We start from the raw sequence: 12,334 nt of genomic DNA, 5'->3' as shown, positions 1-12,334 counted from the left end.
CGAACAGCGTGTTCGCGGCCCGATCGGTCGACTGCTGCCCAGAAAGAGGAGTACGCATGCAAACAGTCATCAGCAGGACGCTCGAAGCCGGTCTTCCGCCTGCCGCGAGCACCGCGCCCGCCGGCGCGCCGGTGTCGGCCTACGCGGGCTACCAGATCATCCGCCGCAATGGTTCGGTGGTGTCGTTCGAGCCGAACAAGATCGCGGTCGCGCTGATGAAGGCCTTCCTCGCGGTGCACGGCACGCAGGGTGCCGCGTCGGCGAGCGTGCGCGAGACCGTCGATGCGCTGACCGAAGCCGTCGTGCGCGCGCTGCTGCGCTCGCGGCCCGGCGGCGGCACCTTCCACATCGAGGACGTGCAGGACCAGGTCGAGCTCGGCCTGATGCGCAGCGGCCATCATGAGGTGGCGCGCGCCTACGTGCTGTACCGCGAGCGCCGCGCGCAGGAGCGTGCGCGCCAGGTGCAGCCGGCGCAGCCGCAGGAGCCGCAGCTGCATGTGCTCGACAAGGGCCAGCGCGTGCCGCTGGACCTGGCCGGGCTGCGCGCGCTGATCGAGTCGGCCTGCGCCGGACTCGGCGCGGACGTCACGGCCGCGCCGATCCTCGCCGAGACGCGGCGCAACCTCTACGACGGCGTGCCGATCGACGAGGTGCACAAGGCGGCGATCCTCGCCGCGCGCACGCTGATCGAGAAGGAGCCCGCCTACAGCCGCGCCACCGCGCGCCTGCTGCTGCACACGATCCGCAAGGAGATCCTCGGCGAGGAGGTCTCCCAGGCGCAGATGGGCGAGCGCTACGCCGACTACTTCCCGCAATTCATCAAGCGCGGCATCGAGGCCGAACTGCTCGACGCGAAGCTGGGGCAGTTCGACCTCGCGCGGCTGGGCGCCGCGCTGAAGGCCGAACGCGACCAGCAGTTCGACTACCTCGGCCTGCAGACGCTGTACGACCGCTACTTCCTGCACGTGTCCGACGTGCGCATCGAGATGCCGCAGGCCTTCTTCATGCGCGTCGCGATGGGCCTGTCGCTCAACGAGATCGACCGCGAGGCGCGGGCGATCGAGTTCTACGACGTGCTGTCGTCCTTCGACTTCATGTCGTCGACGCCGACGCTGTTCAACTCCGGCACGCAGCGCTCGCAACTGTCGAGCTGCTACCTGACGACGGTCGCCGACGACCTCGACGGCATCTACGAAGCGCTGAAGGAGAACGCGCTGCTGAGCAAGTACGCCGGCGGCCTGGGCAACGACTGGACCCGCGTGCGGGCGCTCGGTTCGTACATCAAGGGCACCAACGGCAAGAGCCAGGGCGTCGTGCCGTTCCTGAAGGTCGTCAACGACACCGCGGTCGCGGTGAACCAGGGCGGCAAGCGCAAGGGCGCGGTCTGCGCGTACCTCGAGACCTGGCACCTCGACATCGAGGAGTTCCTCGAGCTGCGCAAGAACACCGGCGACGACCGCCGCCGCACGCACGACATGAACACCGCGAACTGGATTCCGGACCTGTTCATGCGCCGCGTGCACGAGGGCGGCCAGTGGACGCTGTTCTCGCCGTCGACCTGCCCCGACCTGCACGACAAGTTCGGCGCCGACTTCGAGAAGGCCTACGTCGCCTACGAAGAGAAGGTCGACCGCGGCGAGATCAAGCTCTACAAGCGCATGCCGGCCAAGGACCTGTGGCGCAAGATGCTGTCGATGCTGTTCGAGACCGGGCATCCGTGGATCACGTTCAAGGATGCGGCCAACGTGCGCTCGCCGCAGCAGCATGTCGGCGTCGTGCACTCGTCGAACCTGTGCACCGAGATCACGCTGAACACCAGCGACACCGAGATCGCGGTCTGCAACCTCGGCTCGGTGAACCTCGCGCAGCACCTCGTCGACGGCCAGATCGACCACGCCAAGCTGAAGAAGACGGTGAGCACGGCGATGCGCATGCTCGACAACGTCATCGACATCAACTACTACGCGGTCAAGAAGGCACGCGACTCGAACCTGCGCCACCGCCCGGTGGGCCTGGGCCTGATGGGCTTCCAGGACGCGCTGTACCAGCTGCGCATTCCCTACGGCTCGCAGTCGGCGGTGGAGTTCGCCGACCGCTCGATGGAAGCGATCTGCTACTACGCCTACTGGGCCTCGACCGAGCTCGCCGAGGAGCGCGGCCGCTACTCGAGCTACCGCGGTTCGCTGTGGGATCGGGGCATCCTGCCGCTGGACACGCTGGACCTGCTGCGCGAGCAGCGCGGGGGCGCCGAGGGCACCAGCTACGTCGAGGTCGATCGTTCGCAGACGATGGACTGGAACGCGCTGCGCTCGCGCATCGCGCAGCACGGCATGCGCAACTCCAACAGCATCGGCATCGCACCGACGGCGACGATCTCCAACATCATCGGTGTCGAGGCCTCGATCGAACCCTGCTTCGGCAACCTGTCGGTCAAGAGCAACCTGTCGGGCGAGTTCACCGTCATCAACGAGTACCTCGTGCGCGACCTGAAGAAGCTCGGGCTGTGGGACGACGTGATGGTCATGGACCTCAAGCACTTCGACGGTTCGCTGCAGCGCATCGACCGCGTGCCCGAGGAACTGAAGCAGCTCTATGCGACCGCGTTCGAGATCGAGCCGCTGTGGCTGATCGAAGCCGGCGCGCGCCGCCAGAAGTGGATCGACCAGGCGCAGTCGCTGAACATCTACATCGCCGGTGCGTCGGGCAAGAGGCTCGACGACACCTACAAGCTCGCCTGGCTGCGCGGACTGAAGACCACCTACTACCTGCGCACGCGCGGCGCGACGCATGCCGAGAAGTCGACGATCGCGAGCGGTGCGCTGAACGCGGTGTCGAGCAGCACGACGACGTCGATGGCCGCGAGCGCTGCGCCGGTCGAGGTGATCGACGAAACGCCGGCGAGCGACATCAAGTTCTGTTCGATCGACAACCCCGACTGCGAAGCCTGTCAGTGACTCGAAGCTTGTCAGTGACTCGAGGCCTGTCAGCGATGCAGCGCGCGTGAGCGGGCACGCGCTCGAACGACACCGCATGACGACGATGTGGTGCGGCCGCGATGAGGGCCTCGTGCATGCGTTGCGATCGTTCGCAACGATGCATGAGGACAACAACGAGGCTGCGCAAAAGTCAAGAAGTGCTTGGTGTTTGAACACAACACTCCGATAATTCGCGACCATAGGAAGCACACACATGCTGGTCTGGGAAGACGACGTTCGACTCCCATCGACGACTCAATCGAAGAGCAGCGCGACGCCGATGGCAGGTGACACGCGCGCTCAACAATCGACGCTGATGCAGCAGCCCGCGACGGCGCTGCAAGCCGCGGTGCCTCCGACTTCATCGACCACCGAAACGCTGCCGCGTGCGACGCCCGCACCGGCTGCCGCGAAGAGCACGCGCCGCGTGAACGCGGCCGAGAAGCGCATCATCAACGGCCAGACCGACGTCAACCAGCTGGTCCCGTTCAAGTACAAGTGGGCGTGGGAGAAGTACCTCGCCACCTGCGCGAACCACTGGATGCCGCAAGAGGTCAACATGTCGCGCGACATCGCGACGTGGAAGGATCCGAACGGTCTCAGCGAAGACGAGCGCCGCATCATCAAGCGCAACCTCGGCTTCTTCGTCACCGCCGATTCGCTGGCGGCGAACAACATCGTTCTCGGCACCTACCGGCACATCACCGCGCCCGAAGCCCGCCAGTTCCTGCTGCGCCAGGCCTTCGAGGAAGCCATCCACACGCACGCGTACCAGTACATCGTCGAGTCGCTCGGGCTCGACGAAGGCGAGATCTTCAACGCGTACCACGAGGTCGCGTCGATCCGCGAGAAGGACGAGTTCCTGATCCCGTTCATCGACGCGATCATGGATCCCAACTTCAAGACCGGCACGCTCGAAGCCGACCAGACGCTGCTGCGTTCGATCATCGTCTTCGCCTGCCTGATGGAAGGCCTGTTCTTCTACGTCGGCTTCACGCAGATCCTCGCGCTCGGCCGGCAGAACAAGATGACCGGTGCGGCTGAGCAGTACCAGTACATCCTGCGCGACGAGTCGATGCACTGCAACTTCGGCATCGACCTGATCAACCAGATCAAGCTCGAGAACCCGCAGCTGTGGACGCCGCAGTTCAAGGCCGAGATCAAGGCCCTGTTCCTGAAGGCCGTCGACCTCGAGTACCGCTATGCCGAGGACACCATGCCGCGTGGCGTGCTGGGCCTCAACGCATCGATGTTCAAGGGCTACCTGCGCTACATCGCCAACCGGCGTGCGACGCAGATCGGCCTCGAAGCGCTCTTCCCGAACGAGGAGAACCCGTTCCCGTGGATGAGCGAAATGATCGATTTGAAGAAGGAAAGGAATTTCTTCGAAACCCGCGTCATCGAGTATCAATCCGGTGGCGCATTGAGTTGGGACTGATCGAATCGGCGCGACAGACGCCGGACGGTCACCCCACGCAGATCAAGATCCGCAGTCGCCTGAGCGAAGCCGACAGAAGCTTCGACAGGCGCTGCTCCCCGGTTCACCGGGGCGGATGAACAAGCCGGTCAACCGGCAGGCATCCGATCCGGTGAATGGCCCCGGCGCTCGAGCGGTCGGGGCGTGTTTTGCAACTTGATCAAGGAGATCGTCATGGCAACTGCGAAGAAGGCTCCGGCCAAGAAGGCTGCAGCGAAGAAACCGGCGAGCGTCAAGAAGGCCGCGCCGGCGAAGAAGGCCGCCGCGAAGAAGGCGCCGGCGAAGAAGGCCGCACCGGCCAAGAAGGCGCCGGCGAAGAAGGCGGCACCTGCCAAGAAGGCGGCACCGGCCAAGAAGGCTGCAGCGAAGAAGGCGGCACCGGCCAAGAAGGCTGCCGCGAAGAAGGCGGCACCGGCCAAGAAGGCGGCACCGGCGAAGAAGGCCGCGGCGAAGAAGGCCGCCCCGGCGAAGAAGGCCGCTGCGAAGAAGGCCCCGGCGAAGAAGGCTGCCGCGAAGAAGGCGCCGGCTTCCCCCGCTGCCCCTGCGGCCGCCCCTGCTGCCCCTGCTGCGAAGACCGCGCTGAGCCCGGCCGCTGCGTGGCCGTTCCCGACCGGGAACAAGCCCTGAGCACCGCCGTGCGCTAGCACCTGAAGGACCCGGCCTAGTGCCGGGTCTTTTCTTTCTGGTCGTCGCCGGCCGAGCGCTGATCTAGTAGCTTTAGACGCTGGTCGAGCGCATCTAGCTTCGCTTCGAGCGCTTGCTGTACATCTCGGTGCTTCGCAAGGGCATCCGCGGCGCGCTCTGCGCAGTTCTCAACAAACTTCCGACCCATGCGATCTTCGACCGCCGCTAGTCGTGCGTAAATGTAGGCAAGGTCGTCGGCGTCCTGAGAAACCTCTTCAGCGCGCGTAGCTTCAACCGCATAAGCCTCGACGTGTTCGAAGCAATTCAGTTGAGCTAGACACCACGCGCGCTCGATTGCCAACATGGCTCGATCGCGGGGCGGGAGCCCCTCCGCGTCTACTGCGCTAAGAAGCCGCAGCGCATCGTCGTACTGTCCTTGTATCGCGAGTGTCTGGGCTTGGAGCAATGGTGCCGTTGATAGCATCCACGTCGATAGGCCCACCGCGCGCGCGTAGCTGAAGGCGGAGGATGCCTGCATTGACGCTTGTTTCGCTTCGGCCAGCAGCGGTGTTCCGAAGGCATCTGCGATGCGCACGCGAGCGGCCTGGTACGCCGCCATGTTGTGCATCAATGCATTCATGGTCGCCCCGTCCCCTTCTGCGGCGGCGTGGTGTCGTGCGCGCTTGTACCAGGGCTGCGCCTTCGAGAGTGATGAGCAAAAGTTCAGCGCGTCGGCCAAAGTGAGCGACGCGCGGGCACGACATTGATGGTCATCGACAGCCGCGTCGCACAGCGCCTCATCGAGGAACCTAATCATCGAGTCGAAGTTGCTTTCGTTGAACTCAATGAGTGCAATCCACGCAGCGCAAGCTGGCCGCACAGACTCGGCGTTGAACGCGAATGCGATCCCATAGGCGCCGCGGAATAGGTCGCAAGCAGGCACCCACCTCAGCTGATAGTAGTGCACCAAGCCCTCGGCCAGCATCAGCCAGCAGGCGACCTCGGGGTCGATGCGCTTGCCGAAGTGCTGCTTGACGCTGTCCAGCCACTTCAGCGCCACGTCGGCCTGCCCTTGCCGGGCGTGGTGCGACGCGGCGCGACACATGTCCCGAGCCCAGGACACGCTGTCGGCGCTGGCACGAATTCGCTTGTCGAGTTCGGTCAGAAGTATCGATTCCATCGCTCAGTCCTCCGCCTTCGCCAAGGGCGGCAGGTGCAGCCGGGACTCGAGCTCGATCAACTGACCCTCCAGAGCGGTCTGCACTTCCCGATGTCGGCGCATCGCCGCATTCGCACGGGACAAGCTGTCGTCGACATACCGCCGATCCGTCAGCGCCTCGATTTCGGCAAGCCTCGCGTACACGTAAGCGGCGTCGTCGTCCTCCAGCCGGGCCTGTTCAGGACCGGTGGCCTCCTGGACAAACTGATCGACGTGTTCACGCAGGTCCAGCTTGGCCAGGCATCGCGCGCGTTCGATTGCAATGATCAGGCGCTGCCGTGGTGGCAGCCGCTGCGCGTCGATGGTGGTCAGGATCACCAGCGCATCGTCGAACTTGCCCTGCACGCCTAACAGCTGCGCTCGTATCAGCGGAATGGTCGCGCGGTGGTATGACGCCGAGCCGGTTGCCAGGTCGTAGCTCGCCGCGGACGACGCTTCCATCAAGGCTTGTTGCGTCTCCGCCGGGGACGCCGAGCCGAAGGCATCCGACATGCACACTGATGCGGTCCTGAATGCAGCCATGTTGTGCATCAGCGAGCTCATCGTCGCCCCATCGCCTTCGGCGGTCGCATGCCACCTCGTTCGCTCGTACCAGGATCGCGCCTGCTTGAACGACGACGCATAGTGTTGTGCGCAAGCCATCACCAGGGCGGCCCGCGCGCGTGTCTGGTGGTCGTCCGGCGCAGCGGTAGACCATGCTTCGCCGATGAAGCGAATCATCGAGTCGTAGCGGCCCTCGTTGAACTCGATGTGGGACATCCAGGCCGCGCAGCAGGGTCGTGCGCGGGCGGCGGCGAAGGTCACCGCCGTGCCGTAGGCGCCTCGGAACCGATCATGAGCGTCCTGCCAGCGGAGCTGGAAGTACTGCAGCATCCCCTCCGCCAACATCAACCAGCACGCCACCTCCGGATCGATGCGATTGCCGAAGTGCTGCTTGACGCTGTCCATCCACTTCAGCGCCACGTCGACCTGGCCCTGGCGGGCGAAGTGGGAGGCCGCGCGAAGCACGTCGCGCGCCCACGATACGCTGTCCGGGCTCGTTCGAATGCGTTTGTCGAGCTCGGTCAGCAGTATCGAGTCCATGGGTCCTCCCGGGTCGTGCGCTATGGCGCCAGCATCTGCAGCGCGGTGCGGTAGCGGTCGGCGGTCGCTTGGGCGATCTCTTGCGGCATCGGCGGCGCGGGTGCGCGCTTGGGCCAGGGCTTCCCGTCCACGGTGGCCGACTCTAGCCAGTCGCGCAGGAACTGTTTGTCGAAGCTCGGGGGATTGACGCCTTCGCGGTACGAGTCCAAGGGCCAGAAGCGCGACGAGTCGGGCGTCAGCACCTCGTCCATCAGCGTCAGCTGGCCCTTCTCGTCGAGGCCGAACTCGAACTTGGTGTCGGCGATGATGATGCCGCGGGTCAGCGCGTAGGCGGCCGCTTCGGTGTACAGGCGGATCGCCGTCTCGCGCACCTGCTCAGCCAGCGGCGCGCCGATCAGATCGACGGTGCGCTCGAAGCTGATGTTCTCGTCGTGCTCGCCGGCCTCGGCCTTCGTGGCCGGCGTGAAGATCGGCTGCGGCAGGCGGCTGGCGTTCTGCAGCCCCGGTGGCAGCGGCACGCCGCAGACGCGGCCGTTGTCCTGGTACTCCTTCCAGCCCGATCCGGCGAGGTAGCCGCGCACCACGGCTTCGATCGGCAGCGGCTTCAGGCGCTTGACCAGCATCGAACGGCCGCGCACCTGCTCGACCTCGTCGGCAGCGACGACACTCTCCGGCGTCTCGCCGGTCAGGTGGTTCGGCACCACATGCCCGAGCTTGCCGAACCAGAACAGCGCCATCCTGGTCAGCAGCGCGCCCTTGCCGGGGATCGGCTCGCCCATCACGACATCGAAGGCCGAGATGCGGTCCGACGCGACCATCAGGATGCGGTCGTTGCCGACCGCAAAGTTGTCGCGCACCTTGCCGCGCGCCAGCAGCGGCAGCGAATGCAGTCGGGTCTCATAGACGGTGGGCTCGGAGGTGCTCATGGCGATGCTCGCAACAACAGGGAAGGGGAGGAACTCTGCGCCCGGGATTGTCGCCCGGACAAAAAACAAAGCCCGCCAGTGGCGGGCTCTGCATGCGTCGGTGAAGCGAGGGCGTCAGTTGACCACTTGCGACAGCTGGCCGCTCGCGTACTGCTGCGCGACGGCGGTCAGCGCCAGCGCCTGGATCTTGCCGCCCTGACCTTCGCAGTTGAACTGCTGGTAGCGCTGCTTGCAGATGGCCTTGGCGGCTTCACGCGCGGGCTTCAGGTACTCGCGCGGATCGAACTTGCTCGGGTTCTCGAAGAAGAACTTGCGGATCGCGGCCGTCATCGCGAGGCGGATGTCGGTGTCGATGTTGATCTTGCGCACGCCGTGCTTGATGGCTTCCTGGATCTCCTCGACCGGCACGCCGTAGGTCTCCTTCATGTCGCCGCCGTACTTGCGGATCTCGGCCAGCAGGTCCTGCGGCACGCTGGAACTGCCGTGCATCACCAGGTGCGTGTTCGGGATGCGGCGGTGGATTTCCTTGATGCGCTCGATCGCCAGGATGTCGCCGGTGGGCTTGCGGGTGAACTTGTAGGCGCCGTGGCTGGTGCCGATGGCGATGGCCAGCGCGTCGAGCTGCGTCCGCTTGACGAAGTCGGCCGCCTGCTCGGGGTCGGTCAGCAGCTGCTCGCGCGTCATCGTGGCTTCGGTGCCGTGGCCGTCTTCCTTGTCGCCGCGCATCGTCTCCAGCGAGCCCAGGCAGCCGAGCTCGCCTTCGACGGTGACGCCCAGCGCGTGCGCCATGTCGACGACCTTCTTGGTGACGCCGACGTTGTAGTCGTAGCTGGCGATGGTCTTGCCGTCCGCTTCCAGCGAGCCGTCCATCATCACCGAGGTGAAGCCGAGGTCGATCGCGCCCTTGCAGACGTCCGGGCTCTGGCCGTGGTCCTGGTGCATCACCAGCGGCACCTTCGGATAGGCCTCCAGCGCGGCCTGGATCAGGTGCTTGATGAAGCTTTCGCCGGCGTACTTGCGGGCGCCGGCGCTGGCCTGCAGGATCACCGGGGCATCGACCTCGGCGGCAGCCGACATCACGGCCTGCACCTGCTCCAGGTTGTTGACGTTGAAGGCCGGGATGCCGTAGCCGTTGTCGGCGGCGTGGTCCAGCAGCTGGCGCATCGAGACGAGTGGCATGGTGGATTCCTGCGAAGTGGAGTGAATGCGCTGGCGGGATTTCAGCTGCGTCCAGGGCGCCTGGCAAGCGGCGCGCCGCAGGATGAAACCACGCGGTAACTGGGGCAGGGATTGTACGGGCGCCCCCGGCGCCGGCCCGCCCCCGCCCGCGGGGTCGGACCGTGCCGATCATGCGCCGGGCGCGGCTGAACGACAACGAAATAGGCCGGGGATTGCCCGCTTTTCGAACTGAAGTCGCTGGCCCTGGCGCCGACACTGGAGCCCAGACTCAAGGCGCACCGTCCGCGCCGGAAGGACCGTCGACATGGCCCGCATCACCCTCGCCGACCTCACGCCCTGGATCACCGAAGCCGTGCTCGCCCACCCGCAGGACCTGCCGGCCTACGTCGCCCAGCGCCTGTCGATCAGCCGCACCAGCGCGCGCAACCAGCTCAACAAGCTGGTCGAAGCGCAGTGGCTCCAGCGTGACGGCGTCTCGCGCAAGGCGGTCTACAAGCCCGGCTCGCTGCGCCAGGTGGTGCGCCGCTACAACCTGGACGGCCTGCAGGAGGACCTGCCGTGGTCGCAGGACTTCGCCGGCCGCTTCGAGCTGAAGGCCAACGTCGCGCGCATCGCCCAGCATGTCTTCACCGAGCTGCTGAACAACGCCATCGACCACTCGGGCGGCGCCAGCGTCACCGTGTCGATGCGCCAGACGCCCACGCAGCTGCAGCTGCTGGTTTCCGACGACGGCCGCGGCGTGTTCCAGACCGTCGCCGAGCGCTTCCAGATCACCGACCCGACCGTCGCGATGCTCGAGCTCGCGAAGGGCAAGCTGACCAGCCAGCCGCAGGCGCACACCGGCCGCGGCCTCTTCTTCAGCGCCAAGCTGGCCGACATCTTCGACCTGCACGCCAATGACACCGCGTTCCAGCAGCGCGAGTGGCAACGCGACCAGTGGTGGCAGCGCAGCCGCCCGGCCTGCCGCGTCGGCACCTCGGTCTACGTCGCGATCTGCGTCGACACCGAGCGCACCCTGGACCAGGTGCTGCACCGCTACAGCCTGGACGGCGCCGGCTACGGCTTCGAGCGTACCGTGGTGCCGCTGAAGCTGATCACGCAGGAACAGTCCGGCCTGGAGTCGCGGGCACAGGCGCGCCGCGTGGCGTCGCGGCTGGCGCAGTTCCGCCGCGTCGAGCTGGACTTCGAAGGCCTGGCCGACGTCGGCCATGGCTTCACCGACGAGCTTTTCCGCGTCTTCGGCGCGCAGCATCCCGAGCTGCAGTTGGTGCCGGTGAACATGGCGCCGCGCGTCGCGGCGATGATCGGCTCGGTGCGCGAGACGGTGGCGTTCGCCGCCTGAATCGCGCGCCGCTGAAGCCGGGTCAGTTGACCCGGCAGACCTTCAGCATGTTGGTGCCGCCCGGGTAGCCCATCGGCTCGCCGCAGGTGATTGCGTAGGTGTCGCCCGGCTTCAGCACGCCGCGCTGCACCAGCACGCGCTCGGCATCGGCCAGCGCCTGGTCGCGGTCGGTGTGGTTGGGCATCAGGATCGGCTGCACGTTGCGGTACAGCGCCATGCGGCGCTGCGACGTGTGCTGCGAGGTCATGCCGAAGATCGGCACATGGATGTTGTGCCGGCTCATCCACAGCGCGGTCGAGCCGGACTCGGTCAGCGCGATGATCGCCTTGCAGCCCAGGTGGTGCGCGGTGAAGAGCGCCCCCATCGCGATCGACTGGTCGATGCGGCCGAAGCGCTTGTTGATGAAGTCGGCCTCGAGCTGCACGTCCTCCGCCCGCTCGGCTTCCAGCGCGATCAGCGCCATGTGCTCGACCGTCTCGACCGGGTACTTGCCGGCGGCCGTCTCGGCCGACAGCATCACCGCGTCGGTGCCGTCGAGCACCGCGTTGGCGACGTCGGAGACCTCGGCCCGTGTCGGCACCGGGTTGACGATCATGCTCTCCATCATCTGCGTCGCGGTGATGCACACCTTGTCCATCTCGCGCGCCATGCGGATCATCTTCTTCTGCAGCGCCGGCACCGCCGCGTTGCCGACCTCCACCGCGAGGTCGCCGCGCGCCACCATGATGCCGTCGCTGGCCCTCAGGATCTGCTCGAGCACCGGGATCGCCTCGCTGCGCTCGATCTTGGCGATCATCGCCGGCTTGTGGCGGTACGGCTCGCCGGCGACGTTGGCCAGCTGGCGCGCCATCTCCATGTCGGTCGCGCTCTTCGGGAAGCTCACCGCGAGGTAGTCGCAGCCGAAGGACATGGCCGTCTTGATGTCGTCCATGTCCTTGGCGGTCAGCGCCGGCGCGGTCAGGCCGCCGCCCTGCTTGTTGATGCCCTTGTTGTTCGACAGCTCGCCGCCGATCTTGACGATCGTGTGCACGCGGTCGCCGCGCACGCTGTCGACGGTCAGCACCAGCAGGCCGTCGTTCAGCAGCAGCAGGTCGCCGGGCCGCACGTCGCGCGGCAGCTCCTTGTAGTCGAGGCCGACGATGTCGACGTTGCCCGGGTCGGTGCGCGACGCGTCGAGGATGAAGGGCGCGCCCGGCACCAGCATCACCTTGCCTTCCTCGAACTTGCCGACGCGGATCTTCGGCCCCTGCAGGTCGGCCATCAGCGCCACCGGCTTGCCGACGCGGTCAGCAGTCTCACGCACCAGGCGGGCGCGGTCGATGTGGTCCTGCGCCTTGCCGTGGCTGAAGTTCAGGCGCACGACGTCGACGCCGGCGCGCAGCAGCCGCTCGAGCACCTCGGGATCGCTGGAAGCCGGGCCGAGGGTCGCAACGATCTTGGTGGCGCGTGACATGGGCTGCTCTGTGGGTGGTGTAACTGAGTTCCGGATTATCGGGGTCCTGCTCGTGC

9 protein-coding genes are annotated in these 12,334 nt (G+C 66.3%); 4 read left to right on the top strand and 5 right to left on the bottom strand.

Going from position 1 to position 12,334, the window contains the following annotated elements; all coding sequences use genetic code 11:
- Positions 1-56: 56 nt before the first annotated feature.
- The 3 genes from P1K89_RS07425 (at position 57) to P1K89_RS07415 (ending at position 5,079) form a co-directional block, all read left to right on the top strand.
- Complete coding sequence (locus P1K89_RS07425; protein WP_284615743.1) at positions 57-2,954, top strand: ribonucleoside-diphosphate reductase subunit alpha; 2,898 nt, start codon at positions 57-59, stop codon at positions 2,952-2,954.
- A 235-nt stretch (positions 2,955-3,189) separates the two neighbouring features.
- The gene (locus P1K89_RS07420; protein WP_284615742.1) at positions 3,190-4,413 is read left to right on the top strand and encodes a ribonucleotide-diphosphate reductase subunit beta; all 1,224 of its coding nucleotides are present in this window, start codon (positions 3,190-3,192) and stop codon (positions 4,411-4,413) included.
- A 213-nt stretch (positions 4,414-4,626) separates the two neighbouring features.
- Entirely contained in the window at positions 4,627-5,079 is a 453-nt protein-coding gene (locus P1K89_RS07415; RefSeq protein WP_284615741.1) for a hypothetical protein, read from the top strand.
- A gap of 34 nt (positions 5,080-5,113) precedes the next feature.
- Here P1K89_RS07415 and P1K89_RS07410 read toward each other — a convergent pair whose 3' ends face one another.
- From P1K89_RS07410 to fba, 4 genes are all read right to left on the bottom strand, one after another.
- A complete protein-coding gene (locus P1K89_RS07410) occupies positions 5,114-6,256 on the bottom strand; it encodes a hypothetical protein (RefSeq protein ID WP_284615740.1) in 1,143 nt (380 codons plus the stop codon).
- 3 nt (positions 6,257-6,259) lie between these two features.
- Positions 6,260-7,378, bottom strand: coding sequence for a hypothetical protein (locus P1K89_RS07405; protein ID WP_284615739.1), 1,119 nt, complete (start codon positions 7,376-7,378; stop codon positions 6,260-6,262).
- Between the two features lie 20 nt (positions 7,379-7,398).
- Positions 7,399-8,304, bottom strand: coding sequence for a phosphoribosylaminoimidazolesuccinocarboxamide synthase (locus tag P1K89_RS07400; RefSeq protein ID WP_284615738.1), 906 nt, complete (start codon positions 8,302-8,304; stop codon positions 7,399-7,401).
- Positions 8,305-8,418: 114 nt separating this feature from the next.
- Positions 8,419-9,483, bottom strand: a complete 1,065-nt coding sequence (fba, locus tag P1K89_RS07395) for a class II fructose-bisphosphate aldolase (protein ID WP_284615737.1) — start codon at positions 9,481-9,483, stop codon at positions 8,419-8,421.
- Positions 9,484-9,787: 304 nt separating this feature from the next.
- On the opposite strand from fba, the gene P1K89_RS07390 reads away from it, so the two are divergent.
- A complete protein-coding gene (locus tag P1K89_RS07390; RefSeq protein ID WP_284615736.1) occupies positions 9,788-10,825 on the top strand; it encodes an ATP-binding protein in 1,038 nt (345 codons plus the stop codon).
- Positions 10,826-10,847: 22 nt separating this feature from the next.
- Here the strand turns inward: P1K89_RS07390 and pyk are convergent, their stop codons facing one another.
- Positions 10,848-12,278, bottom strand: coding sequence for a pyruvate kinase (pyk, locus tag P1K89_RS07385; protein WP_284615735.1), 1,431 nt, complete (start codon positions 12,276-12,278; stop codon positions 10,848-10,850).
- Between the last annotated feature and the right edge of the window lie 56 nt (positions 12,279-12,334).

It is taken from the genome of Aquabacterium humicola, assembly GCF_030167915.1.
Classification (GTDB): Bacteria; Pseudomonadota; Gammaproteobacteria; order Burkholderiales; family Burkholderiaceae_C; genus Pseudaquabacterium; species Pseudaquabacterium humicola.
This window is presented reverse-complemented; position numbering and strand designations above follow the sequence as displayed.